Here is a 26,574-nt window from a genome sequence, read left to right on the forward strand (position 1 = left end):
ATCGGAACGATCTGGCCATGGACAATTCCAACACCATTGCTGGCGCCAACAGCGCCGACCTCGCCGGATTGCTCGATCGCCTGCCGCATGTCGGCAGGCTGCTCGAACACCAGCTTTGGGAGGCGGCACGCGCCCTGTCGCTCGACAGATCATCCCGCCAAGGGCGGCGATTTGCCGGCCTGATGGACGCTGGCGCCACGCTCGACGCCGTCCTCCTGCTGATCGCCGTGTCGAAGCCGGAACGTTCGGTATCGGCCATCGGCAAGATCGGCGAGCGTTGGTTTTGCTCCATTCAGATCACGTCCGCGGGAACAACGGCCGGGGCGGACCAAATCGATCTGGCTGCCGCGCTGCTGTCGGCCCTGCTGTCCTCGCATCTCGAAAAGACGGTGCCTTCAGAAACTCATCCAGGAGACTTTGACTGCCATGACACCAGAACAAGCCCGAATGCGCCTGACCGGAGCGATGACCGCGCCGGTAACGCCGTTCACCCGCGGCGAGGTCGACCTGAAGCAGCTGACCGCGCTGTTGCGCTGGCAGATCGAACAAGGGATCAATGGGCTGGTCCCATGCGGCACCACAGGTGAGGCCCCCACCCTGTCGTGGGAGGAGCGCCTCGACATCATTGCGCTGTGCGTGAAGATCGCCGCCGGCAGAGTGCCTGTTATCGCCGGAACCGGCACGAACAGCACCGAGACGACAATCGCCTTTTCGACAGCCGCCGAGGCCTTTGGCGCCGATGCCGCTCTCATCGTGACGCCCTACTACAACAGGCCGAGCCAGGAAGGGATCTTTCGCCATTTCGAGGCGGTCGCTGCCAAGGTCAGGATACCGATCATCATCTACAATGTGCCGGCGCGAACCGGCGTAGACCTGTCCGAGGAGACGCTCGGACGCTTGGCGCAGATCCCAACCATCATCGGCATCAAGGACGCAACCGGGGATGTGAGCCGGCTATCCATGCTTCCGGCTGTGCTCAGGCGCCGCTTCATCTGCCTCTCCGGCCACGACGCGACGTCGTTCGGCTTCAACACGATGGGCGGCCGTGGAACGATCTCGGTGATCTCCAATATCGCGCCGCGACTGTGCGTCGAGATGCATGATGCGTGCAGGCAGGGTGACCATCACACCGCGCGCGCCATCCATCATCGCCTGCGGCCGCTGATCGCGGCATTGGAGCTTGAGAGCAATCCGGTGCCGGTCAAATACGCAATGAGCCTGGCGCTGGGCATGAGCGCCGATGTGCGTTTGCCGCTGACTCCGGTTCGTCCTGAAACCGAGACCGCGATACGCGAGGCCATGCTGGGCCTGAACGGGAGCATCGCCGGCGCCGTGCAATCAAGACCGGTGCCGGCCTCGCCCGTGCCGTGGCGGCCTTGACGAAGGCGCCTTGCTGTCAACGGCATAGACCAGCCCCGGCTGGACGATCCATTCCCCGGTGCGGAGCGCTTCGACATCGAAGCGCCCGCTGCGGTCGCGAGGTGCAACGCCGACAAAACGGTATTGCAGTCCACTCGCATCGACGACGATATCGGCGATCGGATGATCTGCGAGCCGCCCGATGATCTTCCCCTTTTCCCTGAGATTTGCCAGGACGAAATACTCCGTCGGCACCCTTTGGCTGGCCCCGGAGGTCAGCCAGGCTGAATGTGATTTCATGGTCGTCTGAAGCCAGTTTGTTGATCGGGCCTCAGTCAGGCAGCGGCCCGGAACTACATAATCGCTGGCCGCATAGGAATTCGAGAGGAGGTTTTGGCCTGAATTATATACGCCGCATATGTCCTGGCAGTCCGTGAGGTCAGGCGCCCCGTCCGAGCGCAGCGATCGCGTCGACGATCCGCGTGAAACTTTCGCGAGCGCGACCGACCGTGTGCCGGGCCCTGAGGTAGCCATGCACCAGACCCGGCTCCTCGAACCAGGTGGCCCGCCCGCCCGCCGCGATGATCCGGTCGCGATAGGTCTCGCCGTCGGAAGACAGCGGATCGCACTCGGCGGTGATCAGTACCGTCGGCGGCAGGTTGGCGAAATCGGTGTCCGCCAGCGGCGAGAGTGTTACGTCGCCGGCCAGGTCCGCGCCACCGGTGCGGATATGTTTGTAGAATTCGAGATCGCGCATGGTCAGCATCGGCGCTTCGGCATGCGTGACATAGGAACCTTTCGAGCGATCGCCGCCAAGGCCGGGATAGATCAGCACCTGGCCCACCGGCCGTTTCGCGCGGCCGCGCGTGGCGTGCGCAACGGCGGCGCAAAGATTGCCGCCGGCACTGTCGCCGCAGAGCAGGATGGGGCGGTCGCGGGTGGACGCAACCCATGCGAAGGCGCTCATCGCGTCGTCGAAGGCGGCGGGGTGCAGATGCTCCGGCGCCAGCCGGTAATCGACCGAGACAACCTCATGGCCGGTGCGGGCGCAAAGCTCGGCGCAGACATCGTCATGGCTGTCCAGCCCGCCAAGAATGAAGCCGCCGCCATGGATGTAGAGCACTGTCGCCGTCGGTTGCGGAGCGCTTCGGTAGATGCGGATCCGGATTTCGTGCGTGGTCGTTGCAATGGTTGAGGTTTCGACCGCCACGCCCTCGGGATAGCCGGCAAAGAATTCGCGGCACATGCGGTCATAGATCTCGCGCTGCTGCGCGATTGTGTAGTCGATCGTATCGGGCGGATAGTAGGAATTGGTCCGCTCGATGAAGGCCGAGGTCTCGGCGTCAATGAGTTTCGTGTAGTCGGTCATGGAACTCCTTCCCCCCCTTGATGGAGGAGGTCACCGCGGTGGGGGTGACGGCGCTTCACCCACCCCGGACCTTCGATCCGACCCTCCCATAACGGGGGTAAGGTGGCTCACTTCCCCTTCCACACCGGATCACGCTTTTCGGCGAAGGCGCGGAAACCTTCCATATTGTCTTCGGAGCCGTAGAGCGCATCAACCGTCGCCAACTGGCGGCGCGTCACCTTGTTCATGGCGTCCTGGAAGGTCAGCGCTTCGGCCACGCGTGCCGTCTCCTTGATCGCCGCAAACACCAGCGGCGGACCGCTGGCCAGCAGGCGGGCGATCTCCCAGACGCGATCCTCGAGCTTTTCCCTGGGTAGCACCTCGTTGACCAGACCCCAGCGGTGCGCCTCGGCGACATCCATCCAGCGTCCGGTAAGCAGGAGATCCATGGCGACATGGTAGGGGATGCGCTTGGGCAGCTTGATCGTCGCCGCATCGGCCAGCGTGCCGGCGCGAATCTCCGGCAGCGCGAAGGAAGAGTGATCGGAGGCGTAGATGAGGTCGCAGGACAGCGCCAGTTCGAAGCCACCGCCGACCGCCATGCCGTTGACGCAAGCGATGACCGGCTTGTTCAAGTCGCGCAATTCCTGCAGCCCGGCAAAGCCGCCGACACCGTAGTCGCCGTCGACCGCGTCGCCGCCGGCGGCCGCCTTCAGGTCCCAGCCGGCGCAGAAGAACTTGTCGCCCGCGGTCTTGACAATGGCGACGCGCAGTTCCGGATCGTCGCGGAACGCCTTGAAGGTTTCGCCCATCAACCGCGACGTCTTCAGGTCGATGGCGTTGGCCTTGGGCCGGTCGAGCGTGACCTCGAAGATCGAGCCTTCGCGGCGGGTCGAAATGACGTCAGACATTCTTGTTTTCTCCCAGCACCAGCAGCGCGTCGGCGATCCAGGCGCCCTTGCCCTCGACGCAGACGATCAGCGGGTTGATATCGAGTTCCTCGATCTCGCCGGCATTCTTCTGCACGAAGGAAGCGATGCCCGCGATGGCGTCGATGGCGGCCGCGACGTCGGCCTTCGGCCGGCCGCGATAGCCTTCGAGCAGCGGGAACAGCTTCAGGCCGCGCAGTGCCGCCTCGATGTCGTCGCGGGTCGCCGGGAGCATCAAGGTGACGCTGTCACGCAGCAATTCGACCAGGACGCCGCCGGTGCCGAGCGTCATGACCGCGCCAAACATCGGATCGCGGGTGAAGCCGACGATCAGTTCCGCGACGCCGTCGCGCACCATGCGTTCGACATAGAGGCCGGTGCCGAGCGGCAGCAGATCATGTGCCGCCGTGCTGACGGATTCCGCGTCCTTGAGGTTGAGCCTGACGGCGCCGACCTCGGATTTATGGGTGACGCCCAGCGCCTTCAGGGCGACGGGAAAGCCGAGCGCCATCGAGGAGATCACCGCTTCGACCGCATTGCCGGCACGCTCGCCCTTCGGCACGGGAAGCCCGGCCTTGATCAGCCGCGCCTTGGCTTCGGCCTCGTCAGGCGTGACATGCTCGCCGCCGGCGGCACCGGCGGCGGAGGTGTCGACCGGCTGCGCCTGCGGTTCAGCCCATGCCCAGCCGATGAAGGCCGCCGCGCCGGCGGCATCCATCGCCTCGGAAATGCCGAACAACGGCACCATGCCGCGCGCCATCAGTTCGGCGGTGTATTCCTCGGGCAGGTTCTCCGGTAGCGAGGAGACGATGGCGCCATGCGCCTTGTTGGTCTTCAGCGCCGATTCGAAGGCGCGCAGCGTCGCCCACCAGTCAGTGACCGAGCAGCGGTCCGGGCGCGGAAAGTCGAGCACCAGCATGTTGAGGTCGAAACCGCCCGACACCATGGCGGTGAAGGTGGCGGTCATCGCCGGCTCGTTGTTCCAGATGAAGGTGTGATAATCCAACGGGTTGGCGACCGCGACCAGCGGCCCGAGCGTCGATTTGACATGAGCGCGGTGCTGTTCCGTCAGGACCGGGAAGTTGACCCAGCGCCCTTCGGCGCTGTCGGCCATGACGGAAGCCTCGCCGCCCGAGCAGCTCATCGACGAGAGTTTGTACCCCGGCAGCGGGCCGGTGATGTGCAGCAGCTTCAGCGCCTCGATGAAGGCCGGGATGGAATCGACGCGGGCAATGCCAAGCCGCCTCAGAAAGGCGCCCGAGGCCGCGTCCGAGCCGGCGAGCGAGGCGGTGTGCGAGACAGTTGCTTGCCGTGCCTGCTCGGAACGCCCGACCTTCATGGCAATGATCGGCTTCTTCAGTTCGCGCGCGCGTGCCGCCAGCCGTTCGAAGCCGGCTACGGAGTCAAAAGCCTCGATGTGCAGGCCGAGCGAGGTCACCCGTTCATCCTCGATCAGGCCGAGCGCCATCTCGGACAGGCCGGTCTGCGCCTGGTTGCCGGCGGTCATCAGGAAGGCGATCGGCAGGCCACGCTTCTGCATCGTCATGTTGATGGCGATGTTGGAGGACTGGGTGATGATGGCGACGCCCTTGCCGCCTTCCTCCAGCCTGATGCCGCCATGCTGGTCGGGCCACAAAAGCGCGCCGTCCGCATAGTTGATCAGGCCATAGCAGTTCGGGCCGATGATCGGCATCTGGCCGGCGGCCGCGACCAGCTCGGCCTGCAACCGTTCGCCATCGTCGTCATAGGCCTCGGTTTCGAGGAAACCGGCGGCAAAGCAGACGGCGCCACCGGCGCCGCGCTCGGCCAGCGCCTTGACGACCTCGATGGTCAGATGGCGGTTGACGCCGACAAAGGCGGCATCCGGCGCGCCTGGAAGATCGGCAACCGAGCGATAGGCCTTGCGGCCGGCAACCTCGTCCTTGGTCGGATGCACCGGCCAGATTTCGCCGGCAAAGCCCATCTTGATCGATTGCGCGACGACGGCGGCGGCCTGCACGCCGCCGAAGACGGCGATGGATTTCGGGCGCAGGAGACGTTCGAGTTTATGCATGGTCATCTTTTCGTTTGAGCGCGATCCCAGGACAGACGATCTCGTTTGCCCGACAAAACCGAATCCCGGCTTGGGCGATCATGCTCTAAGCTCCGAACGGACGCAGCAGCGCCCGCGAAATAATATGTCGCTGAATCTCCGACGTGCCTTCCCAGATGCGCTCGACGCGGGCGTCGCGCCAGATGCGTTCCAGCGGCAGGTCGTCCATCAGCCCCATGCCGCCATGGATCTGGATCGCTTCGTCGGCGACGTAGGCCAGCATTTCGGTGGCCTTCAGCTTGGCCATGGCCATGTCCTGGTCGGTGACCGTGCCCTGATCGTATTTCCAGCCGGCTTCGAACACCATCAGGTCGGCGGCTTTCAGTTCCGTGGCCATGTCGGCAAGCTTGAACGACACACCCTGGAACTTGCCGATCTGCTGGCCGAACTGCTGGCGCTGCGCGGAATACTCGATGGCGTGGCCGAGCGCCCGCTCGGCCCGGCCGAGACAGGTGGCGCCAACCTGAAGGCGGGTGGCACCCAGCCAGGAATTGGCGACCTCGAAACCCTTGTGCACTTCGCCGAGCACCTGGCTCGCCGGCAGGCGGCAATCGTCGAATTCAAGGATGGCGTTGGTGTAGCCGCGATGCGAGACATTGCGGTAGCCGTCGCGGACCGTGAACCCCTTGGTGCCCTTGTCGACAAAGAAGGCGGTGATCTTCTTGCGTTTTCCGCGCGCGGTTTCTTCCTCTCCCGAGGCCATGAAGCAAATCGCGAAATCCGCGAGATCGGCGTGGGAGATAAAGTGCTTGGTGCCGTTCAGCACCCAGTCGTCGCCATCCTGCACCGCGGTCGCCTTCATGCCGCGCAGGTCCGAGCCGGCGCCCGGCTCGGTCATCGCCAGGCAATCCCACTTCTCGCCGCGAATGCACGGGAACAGGTATTTTTCGCGCTGCTCCGGCGTGCCGGCCAACAGGATGTTGGAGGGACGCGCGACACAGGTCCAATGCAGCGCGTAATTGGCGCGGCCGAGTTCCTTTTCGTAGAGCAGCCAGGTCACCGTATCGAGGCCGGCACCGCCAACGTCCGCCGGCATGTTGGCGGCATAGAGACCGGCTTCGATCGCCTTGGCCTTGAGCTCCTCGATCAGGTCGCGGCGCAGCACGCCTGTGCGCTCGACCTCGCGCTCATGCGGGTAAAGCTCGTTCTCGACGAAGGCGCGCGTCGTCTCGACAATGAGCTTCTGTTCCTCCGACAGCCCGAAATCCATGGTCTCAGCCTTTCTTCTTTTTCTTCGGCTTTTCCGCCTTCTTCACCGGCTTGGAGGCCTTGGCCTTTTCGGCAGCCTTTGAGGCCGCCGGCTTCTTCGCCGCCAGCTTGGCCAACTGCCTGGTATAGTCCTTGTGCAAGGCGCCCGCGCCCCAGCCTTTGCCCTTGTTCTGCTTCGACAGCGCATCCATGATCGCGACCAGATTGTCGTCGCGGATCTTTTCCAGTTCGCGGATCGACAGGCCGTGCGCCTGGTCGTCCGACTGCGTGGCGATCAGGTCGACCAGTTCGTCGTTGAATTCAGGCACGTCCATCAGCTTGGTCCACGGCCATTTCAGGCATGGGCCGAACTGGGCCATGAAGTGGCGCATGCCGGCCTCGCCGCCGGCGACGCGGTAGACCTGGAACATGCCCATCTGCGCCCAGCGCAGGCCGAAGCCGTAGCGCATGATGTCGTCGAGTTCCTCGACCGTGCAGATGCCGTCCTTGATCAGCCAAAGCGCCTCGCGCCAGGCCGCTTCGAGCAGACGATCGCCGACGAAGGCCTCGATCTCCTTGCGGATGACGACCGGCTTCATGCCGATCGAGGCATAGATCTCCTTGGCGACCTCGATGGCCTCGGGGAAGGTCTGATCGCCGCCGACGATTTCGACCAGTGGCAGGAGGTAGACCGGGTTGAACGGATGGCCGACGACCAGCCGCTCCGGGTGCTTCTTCATCGCCACCTGCATATCGGTCGGTTTGATGCCGGAGGTTGACGAGCCGACAATGGCGTTTGCCGGCGCATGGGCGTCGATCTCGGCCAGCACCTTGTGCTTGAGGTCGAGCCGTTCCGGCACGCTTTCCTGGATGAAGTCGGCGTCGGCAACGGCCTCCGCGATCGTCTTGGCGAAGGTCAGCTTGCCTTCCTTCGGCAGGCCGCCGGGCACCATCTGTTTGTAGGCGCGGCGCGCGCCCTTCATCACTTCCGAGACCTTGCGCGAGGCTTCCGGGTCCGGATCGAAGATCGACACGTCGATGCCGTTCAAGAGCAGCCGCGCCACCCAGCCGGCGCCGATGACACCGCCGCCAATGGCGGCCGCCTTGTTGATGATGCTCATGCGGAAGCTCCGGTTCTTGTCCTGGCTGTTTCGGGATCGATGAGAGGCACGCGCTCGCCGGCGCGGATCACCGCGGGGTCGTAGGCCTTGCGGGCGAAGACCTCGAGCACGAAGGGCCGGAAGAAGTCGATCGGCAGCGTCTCGTAATCGGGGTCAAAGCTCGACTGGTCCCAGCGTTCGCAAAACTGGTCGCAGTCGTCGAAATAGGCATGGCCGGCAAAGCGGTCGCGCGCATGGCGATTGCCGCCGAGATGGTGGGCGTAATAGAGCCGCTGGAAGTCACCGTGCTTTTCCACCACCCAGGTGCATTGCTCGCGCACGAAGGGTTTCAGGATCGAAGCGGCGTATTCGTCGTGATTGTAGGGCGCGTAGATGTCGCCGATGTCGTGCAGCAGCGCGCAGGCGATCCAGTCGGTGTCGGCGCCGTCGCGCCAGGCGCGCGTCGCCGCCTGCAGCGAATGGCCGAGCCGGGTGATCTTGTAGCCCGACAGGCCTTCGTCGAGTTGCACCAAAGCGTCGAGCAGACGATCGCCGGTCTTGGCGGCGTAGTCGATTTCATGGGCGGTCAGGAACTCGTAATCGTCCCTGTCACCATCCTTCATCGCGGTGAATTTGACGGTTGTCATTCTCGATGCCCTCCAAACTATGCCGCGATCGGCGCCCGCTTGGTCAGGTTGAGCTTCTTGCGCACTTCCTCTGGCCCCAGGATCCGAGCGCCGAGATTGGTGACGATGCTGGCGGCGCGCTCGACCAGCTGCGCATTGGTCGCCAGCACGCCCTTGTCCAGCCAGAGGTTGTCTTCCAGCCCGACGCGGACATTGCCGCCGGCGAGCACCGCGGCCGCGGCATAGGCCATCTGGTTGCGGCCGATGGAAAAAGCCGACCAGTTCCAGGTCGACGGCACGTTGTTGACCATGGCCATGAAGGTGTTGAGATCGTCAGGCGCGCCCCACGGCACGCCCATGCAGAGCTGCACCAGCGCGTCGGGGTTGAGCACCTTTTCCTCGACCAGCTGCTTGGCGAACCATAGATGGCCGGTGTCGAAGGCCTCGATCTCGGGCTTGACGCCGAGCGCCGTCATCATGCCGCCCATGGCACGCAGCATGCCGGGCGTGTTGGTCATGACATAGTCGGCTTCGGCGAAATTCATGGTGCCGCAGTCGAGCGTGCAGATTTCCGGCAGGCACTGGCGCACATGTTCCATGCGGTTGGTGGCGCCGCCCATGTCGGTGCCCTTCTCGTTAAGCGGCAGCGGCGCTTCCGGCGAGCCGAACACCATGTCGCCGCCCATGCCGGCGGTGAGGTTCAGGATGACGTCGACATCCGCCGCGCGGATGCGCTCGGTCACCTCGCGGTAGAGATGCACGTCGCGGCGCGGCTTGCCGGTCTCTGGGTCGCGGACATGGCAATGGACGATCGCGGCACCGGCCTTGGCCGCGTCAATGGCCGAATCGGCGATCTGCTTGGGCGAACGCGGCACATGCGGGCTACGATCCTGCGAGCCGCCGGATCCGGTCACGGCACAGGTAATGAAGACCTCACGGTTCATCGCAAGCGGCATGGAATTCTCCTCCCAATCGAAACAGCCATGCATGTCGCCCAAAAGTGGGAACCGGTTTTGGGGCAACGACATGCACAGGAACCCGCATAACATTGCGCGACTTGCAGGGGACTGCTTTGCGCTTTACGAAGGCTGCGTGACAAAAAACGAAAAACCGACAATCTTTCGCGCCGAACAGTCGCCGCTCAAGGTGACGCTGCTGGTGTTTTCCGGCGCATCCATCATGTGCGTGGCGTGCACCGTCGACCCGCTGCGTGCCGCCAACCGTATTGCCGGCGAAACCCTGTTCGACTTCAAACTGGTTTCGGTGACCGGGGAAGCGCCGGTCACCACATGCGGCCTGCCCGTGGCGGTCAGCGGCCGGTTCGATGCGACGGAGCCAACCGATGTCCTGGTCGTGGTCGCGGGCTTCGGCACACAGAACTATGCCACGTCGGCCTTGCTCGCCGGCCTGCGCCGCGCGGCGCGGGCGGCTCGCGCCTGCGGCGGCGTCGAGGCGGGCACATGGCTGGTGGCGCGCGCCGGCCTGCTGGAGGGGCGCAGCGCCACGACGCATTGGGAGGACATGGAGGATTTTTCGTCGGCCTTTCCCGGGGTCGACGTGCGCCCCGACCGGTACATCATCGATGGGCCGGTATTCACCACCGGCGGCGCCTCGCCGACGCTGGACCTGATGCTGCACCTGATCCGCACCCGGCTCGGCATGGCCGTGGCGCTCGATGTGGCAAGCGCGTTCATCTACGACCAGGCACGGGTAGCGACCGACGCGCAGCCGCTGGTCTCGCTTGGCCGGCTCGACGGCTACGATCCACGCCTGGCGCAGGCGATCCGGCTGATGGAAGCGCATGTCGACCAGCCGCTGACCATAGAAGCCATAGCAAAGCGCGCCGGCGTGACGGCCCGGACCCTGGAAAGTATTTTTCGCAAGTCGATCGGCGAGACGCCTGGCGCCTATTATCTGAGGCTTCGCCTGGGCGCGGCGCGCCGGCTGGTGGTCGACACCAGGGTGGCGATGGCGGATATTGCCGGGCGGACGGGATTCTCATCCGCCGCGGCGTTTTCCAGAGCGTTTTCAAGAGCATTTGGCGAAGCCCCGGTCAGGCTTCGTCGGGGTTAAGCGGCGTTCCGGCGATCGGTGCCAGCGTCGATCTGCGAGCGCATCTGCCTCGCAAGACGGATTTCGAAACGGCTGCTGACGGCGCGATCCCATTCGTTTTTCACGTCGTCGGTCGGCCGCGGCAGCGCCATCAGCCGGTCAATGATCGATCCGGTCTCACCGGATGAGAGCAGGGCGTCGATTTCGCGTTCGTGCTGCATATCGGTTCGCCTCCTTCCTTTTCACCCGCCACAGGTCCCTTTTATACGAGATACGTGACGGCAGTTTGAAGGCAAGAGCGAGGTCATTGAGGGGCACCCAGGGGCAAAACCTTGTCGCCGAATGAGCGCTTTGGCGCAAAGCCGTTACGCACGCCAAAATCCGGATCAGGGGACGTCAGCCCAGCCGCTTCTCGAACAGAACGGTTGTGAAACCGCTGTCCCATTCGTCATCCGGATAGCGATCTTTTTCGACGTAGCCGAGCGCCTTGTAGACGCTCTGGGCGCGCTCGTTGAACGTATCGGTCTCGAGCCGAGCCTGGCGGAATCCGTCAGCGCGGATAGCCTGTTCGGCGTGCGCCAGCAGACTGCCGCCTACGCCCTGGCCCTGACGGCTGGCCCTGACATGCAAAGCCTCGATGAAATCGCCGCGCCAGTGGATCAGGCCGGCAATCTCGCCGCCGATCTCGGCAATGGTGAATTCCGGCCAGCTCTCCTGGACATAGCGCCCGCCAAGATCGGTCTCGACATAGCGCCGCGCCGATGCCTGGGTAATGTGCGGCAGCCAGGTGCCCTCGAACGTCTCCCGCAGCACCTTTTTGAGAGCCACGAGATCGCTCAGCCGCGCCTTGCGCACCGTGATCTGTCCGTTTGCCATTTTCATCTCCCTTCGGGAGAGCGAACTAGCAAAAGGCGATCACGGCGGCTTTCAGCCACATCGGGCAGATGTCTGTCCAGAAGTCAGGCGTCAGACGTAACGGTTGACGATGTTCTCCAGCAGTTCCTGGCGGCCGGAGCGCGGCTGCGGCTCGATCTTCTTCTTCACCACGCGCTCGGCGATCTCCTCCAGCGTGCGCTTGCCCGCCAGCATCGCCTTGGCCTCGGCGCTGTTCCAGCCGGCGTAGCGCTCGGCCAACGGCGCGGACAACGCCTTGTCCTCGATCATGCGGGCGGCTGCCTTGAGTCCGCGCGCGCAGGAATCCATACCGCCGATGTGGCCGATCAGCAGATCCTGCGGGTCGAGCGACTGGCGGCGCAGCTTGGCGTCGAAATTGGTGCCGCCGGTCTTGAAGCCGCCGGCCTGCAGGACCTGGTAATAGGCCAGCGCCATCTCCGGCACGTTGTTGGGGAACTGATCGGTGTCCCAACCCGACTGGTAGTCGTTGCGGTTCATATCGATGGAGCCGAAGACACCGAGCGCGTTGGCCAGCGCCAGCTCGTGCTCGAACGAATGGCCGGCCAGGATGGCATGGCCCTGCTCGATGTTGAGCTTGACCTCCTTCTCCAGGCCGAAGCGCTTGAGGAAGCCGTAGACGGTGGCGACGTCGTAATCGTATTGGTGCTTGGTCGGCTCCTGCGGTTTCGGCTCGATCAGGATGGTGCCCTTGAAGCCGATCTTGTGCTTGTAGTCGACGACGAGGCTGAGGAAGCGGCCGGCCTGTTCCTGCTCGCGGGCGAGGTCGGTGTTGAGCAGCGTCTCGTAGCCCTCGCGGCCGCCCCACAGCACATAGTTCTCGCCCTTCAACCGCTTGGTGACGTCGATGCAGCTCTTCACCGTCGCCGCCGCATAGGCGAACACGTCCGGATCGGGATTGGTGGCGGCACCCGACATGAAGCGGCGGTTGGAGAACAGGTTCGCCGTGCCCCACAGGAGCTTGACACCGGTCTGCTTCATCTTGGTGGCGAAATAGTCGGCGATCTCGTCGAGGCGGGCGGCACTCTCGGAAAAATCCTTGCCCTCGGGCCGGACATCGGCGTCATGGAAGCAGAAATAGGGCGCGCCGAGCAGAGAGAACATCTCGAAGGCGACATCGGCCTTGAGTTTCGCCAGTTCCATCGTGTCGACGCCGCCGGCCTTGGGGAACCAGGGACGGTCGAAGGTCTGGCCACCGAACGGATCGCCGCCCGGCCAGGCGAAGGAATGCCAGTAGGCGACAGCGAAACGAAGATGGTCTTCCAGCCGCTTGCCGGCGACGACCTCGTCGGGGTTATAGAAGCGATAGGCCAGCGGATTGGTCGAATCCGGCCCCTCATATTTGATCTTCTGGATGTCGCCGAAAAATCCGCTGCTCATGATTTCTGTCCTCTCTCGAATAGTTCGCCCTGATTACCTCAGGCGTAATTGGTTTCGGTCCTGCACCGGTCGAAAAGGCTGATGTCAACAAACAAAGGAGACAGACCATGACCGACCTCAACGCAATCGCCGAGGGCTACATCACCGCCTGGAACGAAAGCGATGCCAGCCGCCGCGCCGAATTGCTCAAGGCGACCTTCACCGAAGACGTCAGCTATCGCGATCCGCTCATGCAGGGCGACGGCCATGACGGCGTCGCGGCGCTGATCGACGGCGTGCATCAGCGCTTTGCCGGCTTCCGGTTCTCGCTGAAGGGCGCGCCGGACGGGTTTGCCGACAAGATCCGCTTCTCCTGGAATCTCGGCCCGGAAGGCACACCTTCCATGATCGAAGGCACCGACATCGGTGTCATCGAGAACGGCCGCCTGAAGAGCGTCACCGGCTTCCTCGACAAGGTGCCGGCGCAGTGAGTTGCCGAGCTGTGGCGTGGGCGAGAAACCGCTCACGCCGTGGCGCCCCTGATTGCCGGATACAGCGCCCGGTAACGGTGATACGCATCGGCATAGGCACCGCCGAGCCTGGCATCCGGTTCGATCGTGGCATCTGTCCTGGGCGCGGAGCAGACGGCCAGCGGATCGGCACCGGTCGCCGCGATCAGGCCAAGCCTGGCGGCGCCAAAGGCGGCGCCGAAATCGCCGTCGGCTGGAATATCCACCGGCACCTGCAGCGCGGTGGCGATCGATTTCAGCCAGTAGCGCGAGCGCGAGCCGCCACCGATCGCCGTCACCCGCGTCAGTGTGGTGCCGGCTTTCTTCAGGGCTTCGAGGCTGTCGCGAAAGGCGAAGGCGACGCCTTCCAGAACCGCCTGCGTCAGCACCGCGCGGCTCGATTCATGCGCCAGGCCGGTGAAGGAACCGCGAATGGCGGAATCATTGTGCGGCGTACGCTCGCCGGAGAGATAGGGCAGGAAGGACACGCCGCTCGGCGCCATCAGCGCGTCACCCAGTTCAGCGGTCAGTTCGCCCGCGCCTTTGCCCGTGATCTCCGACAGCCAATTGAGCGAATCGGTCGCCGACAGGATGACGCCCATCTGATGCCAGGTGTTGGGCAGCGCATGGCAGAAGGTGTGGACCGCGCTTGCCGGGTTGGGCAGATAGGACGCGTTGGCGGCAAACAGCACGCCCGACGTGCCGAGCGAGACAAAGGCATGGCCGGCGCCGACCGTGCCCATGCCGCAGGCGGAAGCCGCATTGTCGCCGGCGCCGCCGGCAACCGGGATGCCGGCCTCGACGCCCCATTTCGACGCCAATTCGGCACGCAACCCGCCGGCCTTCTGTGTGCCCTCGACCAGGGACGGCATCTGCTTCTCGTCAAGCGCGGTGGCGGCGAGCAGTTCGGCCGACCAGCGGCGCTTGCCGACATCGAGCCAGGACGTGCCGGCCGAATCCGACATCTCCGAAATGTGTTCGCCGGCGAGCCAGAGCCGCAGGAAATCCTTCGGCAGCAGCACCTTGGCAACCTTGGCGAAGACGGCGGGCTCGTTGTTCTTCACCCAGGCAAGCTTGGGTGCGGTGAAGCCAGGGAAAACGATGTTGCCGGTCAGCGCGCGGAAGCGCGGGTCGGCGTCGAGTGCCGACGCCTCGACATGGCTGCGCGTATCGTTCCACAGGATGCAGGGACGCAGCACGTGATCGGCCGCGTCGAGCAAGGTGGCGCCGTGCATCTGGCCCGACAGGCCGATGCCTTTGACCGCCGCGAACTGCTTGGGATGGGAAGCCTTCAGTTCACCGATCGCGTCTTCGCAGGCGCGTATCCAGTGCGACGGATCCTGTTCGGACCAGCCGGGATGCGGCCGCGAAACGTCAAGCGAGCCGTGGCCGGAGCCGACGACATTCTGTCCGGCATCCATCAGCAGCGCCTTGACGCCCGACGTGCCCAGGTCGAGGCCGAGATACATGTTTTCCTCCCATGCCATTATTTTTTTCGGATCTCGAAAAAATCTGGCCGAGCCAGTTTTTAAGGCAAGATCCGCTCCGGGTCAATTCTCTGACAAATCGGCGGCGCGTCGTGAAAACAGTAGCGACAGCGGGCTGTCCGGTCGCGCCATCGCCCGCTCGGCCGCGAGCGCCCTGGCGAGCACGCGGTCCCCGCCTCGCAGCGCGGCTTCGATCAGCGTCAGGTCGATGACGTCGCGCTGCGCATGGCTTCCACCGAAACGGTGGGCGATCGCGCGGATCGGCCGGATCAGGCGTATGGCCTCGGCGTAGTTGCCCTCGCCGAACGCCTTGATCGCCAGCGTCAGGGGATAGCCGACATCGCGGGTGAAGGCGGCGTTGTCGTCGCTGCCACGCATGGCCTCGCGCTGTGCCTCGAGCAAGGTCCGGGCCTGTGCATCGAGCCCGGCGCCCACAAACGCCATCATCGCATGGGCATCGTTGAAGGCATAGTCGCCGGCGCCGGCCCCCGGCCAATTGGCGGCCAGCGCTGCCCAGCGGTCGCCGATATCGACGCCGCCGAGATAGAGCCGCCACAGCAGCGCCGACGCATCGACCATATTGAGCGCCATTGTTGATGGTGTGCCGTAGATCGGCCCGTCGTAGAGCGCCAGCACCTGGTCGGTCTCGCCGAGATCGTAGTGAAACAGCGCCAGATGCCACCAATTGTGCACCTGCAGGAAGCTATCCTTCGTCCAGGCTTCGGGGTTGGCGCGCATCCAGGCAATGCCGTCTCTTTGCCGGCTTTGCATTTCCATCACATGGGCGACGGCGTGTTGCGCCCAGCCGTCGCGCGGTTCGATCTCGACCGCCATGCGACCGAGTTTTTCAGCCTTGGTATAGTCACCCATCTCCTCCAGCCCGAAGGCCTGCATGCCAAGCATGGCATGGTAACCGGGCATGCCGCTCTGCCAGGACGGCAAGGCGCGCGCGATGCGGTCGCGCAGCATGCGGGCATTGCCGGTGAAAAAGTCGATCTGGTGCCCGACCTGCAGCGCCACGGCGTCGAGTGGGGTCTCGATGGTGATGTCCTCAAGGATCCTGGCGGCATCATGCCAGCGCCCGTTGGCGAGGTGGCCGAGGGCTGAGACATGGGCCTTTTCGCGCGTTGTCGCGGCAAGCGGCAGCGCCGCCTCGTGGCAGGCCCTGGCCACGGCCGTCGCCTCACGCTCGGTGGCAAGCCCGAAGAGATAGCCCTTGAAGACATGCGCCATGACAAAACCTGGGTCCTGCGCGATGGCGCGATCGACGGAAGCCACGGGATCGCCGATGAAGCACTGCAATTGGCTCACCGCTTGGCTGTAGGGCACGAATCCCGCTTGCGTCGCACCCGAAAGTGCCAGGTCGAATGCATCCTTGATCGCCATGCAACCCCCCTTGACCGGCGCGTTGCGGGCACGATGCCCCTCGGTCCAACGCGATCTTAAAGCATCGGCCGCGGACGCGCCAACCGTGCACCGCGCACACTGATCTCAGTAGATTTCGCAATTCATCAACCATGGCGAGCAGATTAGGCTTTGTAAAATCGAACGGATTGTGGCTTCATTGCGGCGCGGCGAAGGGCTTGTAATCGCGATCTGAGAGGGGACGCGATGCGGCATTTTGAAATACAGCTTCCGAATGGTCGTTCGGAGCACGTTGATGGGGTGATTTCTTTGTCGCGGCAAAGGCCGCAGCAAATTCGACCATGGTTTATTAGCTTGCTTGCAACTACAGCGTTTGTGTTGCTGCCCGGTTCCGCGGCTTTCGCGGCCTGCGTGCTGGTTCCATCGGCGGGAAATACCACCTTCACCTGCGATAGCGGCGATTCAGGCGGCAGCCTCACCGACACCAGCGGCGACAATACGCTCACCTTTCCCGCCGGCGGCACCGGCCAGGTGAGTGGCAACGTCACTTTCGGTCCCGGCATGGACCGCATCAACATGCAGTCCGGCATCATTACCGGCACGGTCGACCAGGGCGACGGCACGGATTTCCTCACCATCGGCGGCGGCACTGTCACAGGCAACGTCCAGCAGGGCGCCGGCATCGACGACTTCAACATGAGCGGTGGCCAGATCGGGTCGCTCAACCAGGGCGACGGGCTCGACACCTTCACCATGACGGGAGGGCGCATCGTCGATTTCTTCGACGATGGCGACCGTGCCGTGATGACCGGCGGCCGCATCGGCCGCGTCAACATGAAGCTCGACAAGAACTATTTCAACATGTCCGGAGGCACCATCGACCGCAACCTCGTCACCGGCTTCGACCAGGACACCATCATCCTCTCGGGAGGCACGATCGGCGGCAACATCAGCGTCAGCGGCGGCAATGACAGCGTGACAATCACCGGCGGCACCGTCGGTGGCGACGTGCTGATGAGCTTCGGCTCCGACAATTTCGTCTGGAATGGCGGCGGCATCATCTATGGCGCGGTCGATCTCGGCGCCGACAACGATACCGCCAAGCTCAGCAACCTTACCAACGCCAATCTCGGCGGCACGGATGCCATAAATGGCGGCCTTGGCACCGACACGCTGACCTTCGACAACGTCAAACTGGAGGGGATCGCCCGGGTCCAGAACTGGGAGAGCATCGACGCCAGCAACGACACGCAATTGATGCTCGACGGCAATCTTGTGCTCGGCGACAGCGGCACCGGTACAGGCTCGCTCAGCGTCGATGCTGCGAGCACGCTCTATGGCGGCGGCTTCAACTCGACGATCCAAGCCTTCACGGCGGGCCAGTTGGCTGAGGTCACCAATGCCGGGCGCATCGACCTGACCAACGGCACCACCGGAGCGACCGACCGGCTGACGATTTCGGGCAATTATGTCGGCGCCGGCGGCGTGCTGCTTGTCCAGACCGAACTCGGCGACGACTCTTCCGCGTCCGACAGGCTGGTCCTGTCAGGCGGGACAGCTTCCGGCTCGACCGGCATTTCCGTGGTCAATGTCGGCGGCGCGGGTGCCGCGACCACGCAGGACGGCATCATGCTCGTCCAGGCCATCAACGGCGCCACCTCGGGCGCCTCGACCTTCGCACTTGACGGGCCGGTCGCCGCCGGCGCCTTCGAATACTATCTTTTCAAGGGTGGCGTCAGCGCCGGCAGCGACGAGAACTGGTATCTGCGCTCGACACTGATAACACCGACGTCGCCGGCCGCGGCGCCACCGACGCTCGAGCCCTCGCCACCGGTGGAACCGGTGCCCCCGGCGGCCGAGCCGCCGCCTCCGCCGCCCTCCGAACTGCCGCCGACGCCACCGCCGAGCGAGGGCGACATCAACAATCCGCCGGTCGACCCGACGCCGCCGGTGCAAACCAGCGACCCGCAACCCGAACCACCACCGCCGCCACCACCGGCGCCTCCGGCGGATCCGCCACCGCCGCCACCGGTGGTGCCGACTGCCGTGCCCGACCTGCCGGTGCCGGCGGTCGGTCAGGAAATCGTGCTCTACCGCATCGAGGTGCCGGTCTATTCGGCCTTGCCGCCCGTGGCCGAGCACCTGGCGATGACGACGCTCGGCACTTTCCATGAACGGCGCGGCGAGCAAAGCCTGTTGTCGGACACGGAGTTGTCGCCGGTCTGGGGCCGCATCCATGGCCAGGACGCCAAGATGGGCTGGTCGGGAACAGTGTCGCCATCCTTCGATGGCACCCTGTTCGGCCTGCAGGCGGGCTTCGACGTGTTCGGCCGCGACACCGCCTCGGGCGGAATCGATCGCGCCGGCCTGTTCGTCGCCTATGCCAGCATGAAGGGTGATGTGCGCGGCCAGGCGCTGGGATGGAACGACCTGTCCGTCGGCAGCCTCGACGTCACCGGCACCAGTGTCGGCGGCTACTGGACCCGCATCGGCCAGGGCGGCTGGTATCTGGACGGCGTCCTGATGGCCACCTTCTTCGGGGGCAACGCGACGTCGTCGCGCGACATTGGCATCGATATCGGTGGGACAGGCGTCACAGCTTCACTTGAAGGCGGCTATCCCATTGCGCTGGCGCAGGGCTGGACGCTCGAGCCGCAAGCGCAACTGGTCTGGCAGCATCTGTCGCTGGACGATACCAACGACCGCTTCTCGTCGGTTTCCTTCGGCACCGACGAGAGCGTCAGCGGCCGGCTGGGCGCGCGGCTGCAGGGCGAGACCACGATCAACGGCATGGCGCTGCAGCCTTATCTCAAGGCCAACATCTGGCACGATTTCGGCGGCACCGACCGTGTCAGCTTCGACACCACCGACATCACGACCGAGGGCAGGTCGACCTCGCTCGAGTTCGGCGGCGGCGTCGTTGCCAAGGTGACGGACAAGGTCAGCATCTTCGCCACCGGCGACTACACGACCAATCTCGGCGGCGCCAAGCGCCGCATCCTCGATGGCAATCTGGGAATCAGCGTCAAATGGTGAGACCCTCCGGGCCTCACCATGCGTCAGGAGATCAATTGCCCGAACGCATCGCCACCGTGGCGATGCCGGCACCAACCAGCAATGTGCCGCCGGTGCGGTTGAAGACGCGGATCGCCTTGGGATTGCGCACGACGTTTCGCGCGCGTGCCGCGATCAGCGCATAGCCAAACGCATTGGCAAAGGCGAGCGCCAGGAAGGTGGTCTCGAAGACCAGCATCTGCGTCCAGAAGTCGGCATGCCGATCGAGGAACTGCGGCAGGAAAGCAACGAAGAAGGTGATGCTTTTCGGGTTGAGCGCGGTGACCAGCCAGGCGTGCGCCATCATTTTTGCCGACGATACGGCATCGGTCCGGGGTTCGGCCTTCAGCGCTCCGCCAGCGCGGAACAGTTTCACGCCGAGATAGACCAGATAGAAGGCACCGATCAGCTTCAGGATGGTGAAGACACCAGCCGATGCGGCGAGCAGCGCGCCGATGCCCAGCATCGACAAGGTCATGGCGGTGAAGTCGCCGAGCGCCACGCCGACGGCCATCGGCAGAGCGGTGCGCCAGCCCTGGCCCAGCGCATAAGACACGACCAGCAGAATGGTCGGTCCCGGAATGATGAGAAGGATCGTCGACGCGGCGGCGAAAGCGGCCCAGTTTTCGAAGGACATGTCTGTCTCCCTTGGGTTAAGGAAAAGGATAAATCCTCAGCCCCGGGAGAATGTAAAGGGGCATGATCCTTGTTTCTTGCGCAATTGCGGACGCAAGACCAAAACGCATTCTTCCTGAAATTGCCGCGCCATCAATTGCGCGAACGGCAGGTTGGCGTCAGTTCGCGCCGCCCAGCGTGCTCACGATATCGGCCAGGCTGACATTGGCGCCGAGGACCAGTGCGGCCGCGACAATGGCAGCGGCAAAAAGCTTGATGTCGGTCTTTAACGTCTTGCACATGGAGGCCCCTCGCTGATCGCTTGCTGCGTAGGAGCCTCCGACGCCGGGATTATGACATGAACCGGGTCTTTTTGTGCAGGAGCTCTCGGTTGGCGGTGACCCGGGAGGGCCGAACCGCGCCAGGCGACGCGCAAATGCAGGCGATGCAAGGCATTCACGCTTTATCAACCATGAATGATGAAAATGCCTGCCATCCGGCCGGACCGTGCTTCCCGCCGACAGCGTAAGGTTTGGGTATATGCGTGAGTTGCCGCAAGGTCTGACGCCGCCACGAAACGGCGACGCAATCGAAACCGATCATCATCTTTCCCGCCGCGCCGTCCTTTCGGGGGCAGGCGCGCTGGCGCTGCTCAGCGCCGCCGGTTGCTCGACTTCCGGCGGCGGCATGCCGGCGCTTGAACTCGACAATACGGTCACCGGTTCCGTACCGCCGATGCGGCCGGCGATCAGCGTCGACAAGAACATCACCAGCCCCGACCTGATGTATGCCGCGTTGACGGACAACGGTTTCAACGTGCCCGAGGTGCCGTATCTGAAGGTCAAGCCGGAATTCCGCCGTCAGATCGTCGTGGACACGACCGGCGAAGCGCCCGGCACCATCGTCGTCCATCTCAAGGAGCGCATGCTCTATCTCGTCCAGCCGGATGGCGACGCGATCCGCTATGGGGTCGGCATCGGCAAGGACGGCTTCCGCTGGTCCGGCCGCGCCAACATCCAGTATGGCCGAGAATGGCCGACCTGGACACCGCCACCCGAAATGATCCAGCGTAAGCCCGAACTGGTGAAGTGGCAGGGCGGCCAACCCGGCGGCCTCACCAACCCGCTTGGGGCGCGCGCGCTCTACATCTACCAGGACGGCAAGGATACTGGCTACCGCATCCACGGCTCGCCCGAATGGTGGAGCATCGGCCAGGCGATGTCGTCGGGCTGCGTGCGCCTGATCAACCAGGACATCATCGACCTCTACAGCCGCGTTTCGAAGAAAAACCCGGTCGTCGTCATGTGATCTTTCGAGCGGCCAACGCGGCCGCTTTATCGTCTCGTTCGAGCATGATCCCTGGCCAAACGGAAACCGTTTGTCCGAGAAACCGGTTTCCATTTTTCGGGATCGTGCCCGCGACTCCCCGTTGCGCGATGCCGCGAGACAGGCGAAGGTGCCTTGAAACCCATCGCCTCGGGAGACGTCAGGAATGGCCGGAACTTTTGTTATCGCGCAAGGCGGCGGCCCGACCGCCGTCATCAACCAGACGGTTGTCGGCGCCACGCTGGAGATCCGCAAGCGGCATCCCGGCGCCAGGGTGCTGGGCTCCCTCCATGGCGTGCGCGGCATTCGTGACGGCAATTATGTCGACCTTTCGGCCATCCCCGAGGATAGGCTGCGGCTGATTGCCGGGACACCGAGCGCGGCGCTTGGCTCGACGCGCGACAAACCGGACGCGGCCTACTGCGATGTCATCCTCAAGGGCTTGCAGAAGGCCGGGGCCGACGCCTTCATCTATATAGGCGGCAACGACACGTCGGGCACACAGCAGATCCTGACCGACGCCGCCGGCGGTTCCATTGCTTTCGTCCATGCACCCAAGACCATCGACAATGATCTCGAGGAGAACGACCATACACCGGGCTTCATTTCGGCGGCGGAGTTCGTCGCCGGCGCCTTTCTGTCCGTCGACCTCGATTTTCGCGCCTTGCCCGGCATCTATGTCGGCATCGTCATGGGCCGGCACGCCGGCTTCCTGACTGCCGCCGCCGCGGCCTGGCAGCTCGATCCCAACAGCGGCCCACATCTCGTCTACGTGCCCGAGCGGCCGTTCTCCGCGGCCGGTTTCATCGACGACGTGCGTGCCATGCTCGACCGCCACAAGCGCTGCATCGTCGCGGTGTCGGAAGGGGTCAGCACCGCCGACGGCAAGGCACTGGTCGAGAGCCTGGTGCCGCCGGAGAAACTGGAACGCGACCAGCACGGCAACGTCAAATTGTCGGGCAGCGACCTGCCGGCCGCGCTGGAACGGGCATTGGCCGACGGGCTTCCGGGCAAGCGGGCCCGCGTCGACGCACTCGGCTACATGCCGCGCGGCTATGTCGGCGCCATCAGCGCCGTCGACGCGCAGGAGGCATTCGATGCCGGCGCCTTCGCGGTCTCTGTCGCCGAACAGGGCGGCGGCTCGGTGGCGCTGCAATATGATGGCACAAAGACCGTGCTGAAGAAGGTGCCGCTGAAGAATGTCGCCGGCAAGACCCGCCACATGCCTGACAATTTCATGAAGCCGGACGTCAGCCAGCTGTCCGACGCCGGCATGGCCTATCTCAAGCGGCTGGTGCCGGAAAAGTACAAGGTCGGGAAGCCGTTCGTCTAATGTCAGGCTCACACCTGATGCCGGGCTGGTTCACCAAGAGCATCGTCGACGACAGGACGACGATGCTGACCGAGCCGTTCGTGCATGGCTATGTGCGCGCCAACATCTGGCATTTGCGCGGTCGCGACGCCGATCTTTTGGTCGATACCGGCATGGGCATCCGTCCGCTGGCGCCGGAGATCGAAACGCGGCCGGGCAAGCCGCTGCTGGTCGTCGCCACGCACATCCATCTCGACCATGTCGGCTCGCTGCACGAGTTTCCATGGCGGGCTGGACCCAAGATGAGTGCCGCGCAGTTCGAGAGCATGGATGAGGCGGCGACCTACGCCTACATGTTCCACGATCTCGAAGGTGCCGTTTCGAAACTGCCGGAGCCGGGCTGGAAGTCGGCGGATTACAAGATCCCATCGGCGCCGCTGACGCGGACCCTTGACGAGGGCGACGTGATCGATCTCGGCGACCGGCAATTCCGAGTCCTGCATCTGCCCGGGCATTCGCCGGATTCGATCGCGCTGTTCGACGAGGCCGACGGCCTGTTTTTCAGCGGCGACGCCATCTACGACGACACGCTGATCGACAGCCTGCCGGATTCCGACCGGGCCGCCTATGTCAGCACCATGCAGCGGCTGCTCGACCTGCCGATCCGCATCGGCCATGGCGGCCACGGACCGAGCTTCGAGCGCAAGCGTATGCGTGAAATTGCAACGGCTTACATCAAAAAGACCGGCGATATTTGAACCTCGCCAAGCCCGCACACTGCAAGGGGCGGTCAGGCGCCTATCAGGCCGCAAAGAATTAAATCTTTGTAATATAACCGAAAAAACCTAATTCGCCCGCATCCGCGTCCTAGATTCCGGTTTCATCGACCTGAACGGCCGCCGCATGAAGCGAGACAGGCGGCCGCGACGGCCGGTACGCCGAATGGGCCGCTCCCATACAGGCCACGGCGCCAAACCCAATGTCTCGCACGGACAACGACCATGTCATCTCACAACATTCTTCGCAGACATCGCGTCGCCGCATTGCTGGGCGCCGCCCTCATCATCAGCCCCTTCGTCGTTTCATTTGCTCAAAGTGCCGGCAACACAGCCGTGAGCAACGTTGTCGCGACGACCCAGACCCCTGTCGCCGGTATCACCGCGCCAAATGGCTCCTTTGCGCCGATCGTGGCGGCCGACAAGCCGGCGGTGGTGACGGTCACCACCGTCATGAAGGCGCAGCCGGCAAGCGCCGATGACGGGATGCCTCTCGGCAACTCGCCGTTCGACCAATATTTCCGCCAGTTCTTCGGCGACCAGGGCATGCCCGCTCCGCGGACACCGCCGCAACAGGCGCAGCGCGCCGAAGCGCTCGGCTCCGGCTTCATCGTCAGTGCCGACGGCACGATCGTCACCAACAACCACGTCGTCGACGGCGCCTCCTCGATCAAGGTGACGCTCGACGACGGCACCGAACTTCCCGCCAAGCTCATCGGCCGCGACGCCAAGAACGATCTCGCCGTGCTCAAGATCAAGGCCGACAAGTCCTTGCCGACGGTCAAGTGGGGCGATTCCGACCGCCTGATGACCGGCGACCAGGTGCTGGCGATCGGCAATCCGTTCGGCATCGGCACCACGGTGACGGCCGGCATCGTTTCGGCGCGCGGCCGCGACCTGCACAGCGGACCGTTCGACGATTTCATCCAGATCGACGCGCCGATCAACCATGGCAATTCCGGCGGCCCGCTGGTGGACGTGAACGGCAATGTTGTCGGCATCAACACGGCGATCTATTCGCCCAATGGCGGCAGTGTCGGCGTCGGCTTCGCCATCCCGTCGGACCAGGCGCAGAAGGTCGTGGCCAAGCTGATGAAGGACGGCTCGATCCAGTATGGCTATCTCGGTGTCGAGATCCAACCGGTGACGCCTGACGTGGCAAGCGCCATCGGGCTCGATCATCCCGGCGGCGCGCTGGTTTCGAAAGTCAATGACAGCTCGCCCGCCGCCAGCGCCGGCGTCGAGGCCGGCGACGTCATCACCGGCTTCGCCGGACAGGACGTCAAGGACCCCAAGGATCTGTCACGCGCCGTCGCCGATGTCGCCCCTGGCGCGAAGGAATCGCTCGATGTCTGGCGCAAGGGCAAGGCCATGCAGATTTCCGTCAATGTCGGGCAAAACAGCGACGACGTGAAGACGGCGTCGACTGACGACTCCGGCATGCCGAGCGCCGAACAAGGCTCACGCGCGCCGGCGATCGGCCTAGGCCTGATGGATATCACGCCCGACATCCGCCAGGAAATGAACCTCGCCGATAACGAGCATGGCGCGGTGGTTGCGCGCGTCAGTCCCGACAAGGCGGCGGCCGCGGCCGGCATCCAGCCGGGCGATATCATCGTCGCCGTCAACCAGGCGCCGGTGAAGAGCGCCAGGCAGGTCACGCAGGCGATCGCCCAGGCCAGCAAGTCGGGCCGCAAGTCGGTGCTGCTGCTGGTCGAACGCGACGGCGGCCAGATCTATGTCGCCGTGCCATTCGCGAATGGCTGAGGCGCGGAGCCGGGTTTGACCCGAGGGCGGGCTTGTCGCGACGAGCCCGCCCTCGCCATCTAGAGTTTGCGCAGGGCCACTTCCTCGACCAGATGGTCGGCGCCCTTGCGCAGGATGAGGTCGGCGCGGGCGCGCGTCGGCAGGATGTTTTCGCGCAAATTCTTCAGATTGATGTTGGTCCACAGGCCTTCGGCGATGGCGCGCGCCGAATCCTCCGAGAGCTGCGAATAGCGGTGGAAGAAGGAATCCGGATTGCGGAATGCGGTCTCGCGCAGACGCATGAAACGGGAAATGTACCACTGGTGGATCAGTTTCTCGTCGGCATCGATATAGATGGCGAAGTCGAAAAAGTCCGACAGGAAAGGCACGATCTTGCCGTCCTGCGGCAGCTTGCCCGGCTGCAGCACGTTGATGCCTTCGAAGATCAATATGTCCGGCCGGTCGATGGTGACGAATTCGCCGGGAATGACGTCGTAGGTGAGATGCGAATAGACCGGCGCGCGCACATTGGGCAGCGCCGACTTGATGCCGGAGAGGAAACGCAGCAGCGCTCCGACATCGTAGCTGTCGGGAAAGCCCTTGCGTTCCATCAGGTTTTCGCGGCGCAGGACCTCGTTGGGCAGCAGGAAGCCGTCGGTGGTGATGAGATCGACCTTGGGGCTCGACGGCCAGCGCGCCAGCAATTCCTTCAGCACGCGGGCCGTGGTCGATTTGCCGACCGCCACCGAGCCGGCAATGCCGATGATGAACGGCGTCTTGACGATATCGACGGCGTTGAAGAAGGCCTGGCGCTGCCTGAACAGCAATTGGCTGGCCTCGACATGGGCGGACAAGAGCCGCGACAGCGACAGATAGATACGCTTGACCTCTTCGAGGTCGACCGGGTCGTTGAGCGAACGCAGCCGGCGGAATTCGTCCTCGCTCAGTGTCAGCGGCGTGTCGGCTCGGAATTGCGACCATTGCTCGGCGGAGAAGAAACGAAAGGGGGAATATTTCTCGGTTGGCGCGAGCTGATCCATCGAGATACCTGCCCTCCCTCGTGCTCAGCCCTTGGGCCGCGACGCCTTCTCGGCGATGCCCGAACGCGCCGTGCGGCTTTCGAGCTCCTGGAGCACGTCGCGCAACGGGACACCCGAAATGCCGAGAACGACGAGCCAATGATATATAAGATCGGCACTTTCGGAAACGAGGCCCTGCCTTTCGCCCTTGACGGCGGCAATCACGGTCTCGACCGCCTCTTCGCCAAGCTTCTGCGCCGCCTTGTCGATGCCACGCGAAAACAGCTTGGCCGTCCACGAGTCCGCATCGCCGGAATGGGCGCGCTCATGGACGATTTTTTCCAGATCGGACAGCGAAAATTCAGCCATGGCGCCGGGAGCCTTTCTTAGCCGGAAGCCT

The 26,574-nt window shown here is 64.2% G+C and carries 26 protein-coding genes; 9 read left to right on the forward strand and 17 right to left on the reverse strand.

What is annotated here, in order from left to right; translation table 11 throughout:
• Nucleotides 1–17 precede the first annotated feature (17 nt).
• On the forward strand, nt 18–587 hold the full coding sequence (locus tag EB815_RS33500) for a hypothetical protein (RefSeq protein ID WP_245303363.1): 570 nt from the start codon (nt 18–20) through the stop codon (nt 585–587).
• The gene (gene dapA, locus EB815_RS02240; RefSeq protein WP_245303372.1) at nt 508–1,380 is read left to right on the forward strand and encodes a 4-hydroxy-tetrahydrodipicolinate synthase; all 873 of its coding nucleotides are present in this window, start codon (nt 508–510) and stop codon (nt 1,378–1,380) included. The genes EB815_RS33500 and dapA overlap by 80 nt, the downstream gene beginning before the upstream one ends.
• Here dapA and EB815_RS02245 read toward each other — a convergent pair.
• From EB815_RS02245 to EB815_RS02280, 8 genes are all read right to left on the reverse strand, one after another.
• Complete coding sequence (locus tag EB815_RS02245; protein ID WP_056568953.1) at nt 1,339–1,659, reverse strand: hypothetical protein; 321 nt, start codon at nt 1,657–1,659, stop codon at nt 1,339–1,341. The genes dapA and EB815_RS02245 overlap by 42 nt on opposite strands.
• Nucleotides 1,660–1,798: 139 nt before the next feature.
• Entirely contained in the window at nt 1,799–2,728 is a 930-nt protein-coding gene (locus tag EB815_RS02250) for an alpha/beta hydrolase (RefSeq protein ID WP_056568950.1), read from the reverse strand.
• Nucleotides 2,729–2,835: 107 nt separating this feature from the next.
• Complete coding sequence (locus tag EB815_RS02255) at nt 2,836–3,618, reverse strand: carnitinyl-CoA dehydratase (RefSeq protein ID WP_056568948.1); 783 nt, start codon at nt 3,616–3,618, stop codon at nt 2,836–2,838.
• Nucleotides 3,611–5,689 (reverse strand): acetate--CoA ligase family protein, encoded by a 2,079-nt coding sequence (locus tag EB815_RS02260; RefSeq protein ID WP_056570310.1) that lies wholly within the window; start codon nt 5,687–5,689, stop codon nt 3,611–3,613. The genes EB815_RS02255 and EB815_RS02260 overlap by 8 nt, the downstream gene beginning before the upstream one ends.
• A gap of 85 nt (nt 5,690–5,774) precedes the next feature.
• Nucleotides 5,775–6,938, reverse strand: a complete 1,164-nt coding sequence (locus EB815_RS02265; protein ID WP_056568946.1) for an acyl-CoA dehydrogenase family protein — start codon at nt 6,936–6,938, stop codon at nt 5,775–5,777.
• Between the two features lie 4 nt (nt 6,939–6,942).
• Nucleotides 6,943–8,037 carry a carnitine 3-dehydrogenase gene (locus EB815_RS02270; protein ID WP_056568943.1) on the reverse strand — a complete coding sequence of 365 codons (1,095 nt, stop codon included), beginning with the start codon at nt 8,035–8,037 and terminating at the stop codon, nt 6,943–6,945.
• Complete coding sequence (locus EB815_RS02275) at nt 8,034–8,663, reverse strand: HD domain-containing protein (RefSeq protein WP_056568940.1); 630 nt, start codon at nt 8,661–8,663, stop codon at nt 8,034–8,036. The genes EB815_RS02270 and EB815_RS02275 overlap by 4 nt, the downstream gene beginning before the upstream one ends.
• Before the next feature lie 17 nt (nt 8,664–8,680).
• On the reverse strand, nt 8,681–9,598 hold the full coding sequence (locus EB815_RS02280; protein WP_056570308.1) for a 3-keto-5-aminohexanoate cleavage protein: 918 nt from the start codon (nt 9,596–9,598) through the stop codon (nt 8,681–8,683).
• A gap of 136 nt (nt 9,599–9,734) precedes the next feature.
• Here EB815_RS02280 and EB815_RS02285 point away from each other — a divergent pair, with 136 nt between their 5' ends.
• Nucleotides 9,735–10,715: a GlxA family transcriptional regulator gene (locus EB815_RS02285; RefSeq protein ID WP_056570306.1), complete on the forward strand. Its 981-nt coding sequence runs from the start codon at nt 9,735–9,737 to the stop codon at nt 10,713–10,715.
• Here the strand turns inward: EB815_RS02285 and EB815_RS02290 are convergent.
• From EB815_RS02290 to xylA, 3 genes are all read right to left on the reverse strand, one after another.
• Nucleotides 10,712–10,915: a hypothetical protein gene (locus EB815_RS02290; RefSeq protein ID WP_056568937.1), complete on the reverse strand. Its 204-nt coding sequence runs from the start codon at nt 10,913–10,915 to the stop codon at nt 10,712–10,714. The two genes, EB815_RS02285 and EB815_RS02290, sit on opposite strands and share 4 nt — an antisense overlap.
• 175 nt (nt 10,916–11,090) lie before the next feature.
• A complete protein-coding gene (locus EB815_RS02295) occupies nt 11,091–11,570 on the reverse strand; it encodes a GNAT family N-acetyltransferase (RefSeq protein ID WP_056570304.1) in 480 nt (159 codons plus the stop codon).
• Between the two features lie 90 nt (nt 11,571–11,660).
• On the reverse strand, nt 11,661–12,986 hold the full coding sequence (xylA, locus tag EB815_RS02300) for a xylose isomerase (protein ID WP_056568935.1): 1,326 nt from the start codon (nt 12,984–12,986) through the stop codon (nt 11,661–11,663).
• A 107-nt stretch (nt 12,987–13,093) separates the two neighbouring features.
• Here xylA and EB815_RS02305 point away from each other — a divergent pair, with 107 nt between their 5' ends.
• A complete protein-coding gene (locus EB815_RS02305) occupies nt 13,094–13,456 on the forward strand; it encodes a nuclear transport factor 2 family protein (RefSeq protein ID WP_056568930.1) in 363 nt (120 codons plus the stop codon).
• Nucleotides 13,457–13,488: 32 nt separating this feature from the next.
• Here the strand turns inward: EB815_RS02305 and xylB are convergent, their stop codons facing one another.
• Together xylB and EB815_RS02315 are read right to left on the reverse strand one after the other, a co-directional pair.
• Complete coding sequence (gene xylB / locus EB815_RS02310) at nt 13,489–14,943, reverse strand: xylulokinase (protein WP_065005533.1); 1,455 nt, start codon at nt 14,941–14,943, stop codon at nt 13,489–13,491.
• 81 nt (nt 14,944–15,024) lie between these two features.
• On the reverse strand, nt 15,025–16,347 hold the full coding sequence (locus tag EB815_RS02315) for a tetratricopeptide repeat protein (protein ID WP_056568928.1): 1,323 nt from the start codon (nt 16,345–16,347) through the stop codon (nt 15,025–15,027).
• A gap of 225 nt (nt 16,348–16,572) precedes the next feature.
• Here EB815_RS02315 and EB815_RS02320 point away from each other — a divergent pair, with 225 nt between their 5' ends.
• On the forward strand, nt 16,573–19,362 hold the full coding sequence (locus EB815_RS02320; RefSeq protein ID WP_081294953.1) for an autotransporter outer membrane beta-barrel domain-containing protein: 2,790 nt from the start codon (nt 16,573–16,575) through the stop codon (nt 19,360–19,362).
• A 31-nt stretch (nt 19,363–19,393) separates the two neighbouring features.
• On the opposite strand, the gene EB815_RS02325 is transcribed toward EB815_RS02320, so the two are convergent.
• Both EB815_RS02325 and EB815_RS33910 read right to left on the reverse strand, forming a co-directional pair.
• Complete coding sequence (locus EB815_RS02325) at nt 19,394–20,017, reverse strand: LysE family translocator (protein WP_056568925.1); 624 nt, start codon at nt 20,015–20,017, stop codon at nt 19,394–19,396.
• Nucleotides 20,018–20,174: 157 nt separating this feature from the next.
• Entirely contained in the window at nt 20,175–20,297 is a 123-nt protein-coding gene (locus EB815_RS33910; protein WP_080680899.1) for a hypothetical protein, read from the reverse strand.
• A gap of 238 nt (nt 20,298–20,535) precedes the next feature.
• On the opposite strand from EB815_RS33910, the gene EB815_RS02330 reads away from it, so the two are divergent.
• The 4 genes from EB815_RS02330 (at nt 20,536) to EB815_RS02345 (ending at nt 25,176) form a co-directional block, all read left to right on the forward strand.
• The gene (locus EB815_RS02330; protein WP_056568922.1) at nt 20,536–21,303 is read left to right on the forward strand and encodes a L,D-transpeptidase; all 768 of its coding nucleotides are present in this window, start codon (nt 20,536–20,538) and stop codon (nt 21,301–21,303) included.
• Between the two features lie 184 nt (nt 21,304–21,487).
• Entirely contained in the window at nt 21,488–22,654 is a 1,167-nt protein-coding gene (locus EB815_RS02335) for a diphosphate--fructose-6-phosphate 1-phosphotransferase (RefSeq protein WP_056568919.1), read from the forward strand.
• 17 nt (nt 22,655–22,671) lie between these two features.
• Complete coding sequence (locus EB815_RS02340; RefSeq protein ID WP_056570296.1) at nt 22,672–23,391, forward strand: MBL fold metallo-hydrolase; 720 nt, start codon at nt 22,672–22,674, stop codon at nt 23,389–23,391.
• A gap of 243 nt (nt 23,392–23,634) precedes the next feature.
• Nucleotides 23,635–25,176, forward strand: coding sequence for a DegQ family serine endoprotease (locus EB815_RS02345; RefSeq protein WP_056568916.1), 1,542 nt, complete (start codon nt 23,635–23,637; stop codon nt 25,174–25,176).
• Nucleotides 25,177–25,235: 59 nt separating this feature from the next.
• Here EB815_RS02345 and coaA read toward each other — a convergent pair whose 3' ends face one another.
• Together coaA and EB815_RS02355 are read right to left on the reverse strand one after the other, a co-directional pair.
• Complete coding sequence (coaA, locus tag EB815_RS02350) at nt 25,236–26,195, reverse strand: type I pantothenate kinase (protein WP_056568914.1); 960 nt, start codon at nt 26,193–26,195, stop codon at nt 25,236–25,238.
• Between the two features lie 24 nt (nt 26,196–26,219).
• Nucleotides 26,220–26,543, reverse strand: a complete 324-nt coding sequence (locus EB815_RS02355) for a phosphoribosyl-ATP diphosphatase (protein ID WP_056568912.1) — start codon at nt 26,541–26,543, stop codon at nt 26,220–26,222.
• Between the last annotated feature and the right edge of the window lie 31 nt (nt 26,544–26,574).

It is taken from the genome of Mesorhizobium loti (genome assembly GCF_013170705.1).
GTDB classification, from domain to species: Bacteria; Pseudomonadota; Alphaproteobacteria; order Rhizobiales; family Rhizobiaceae; genus Mesorhizobium; species Mesorhizobium loti_D.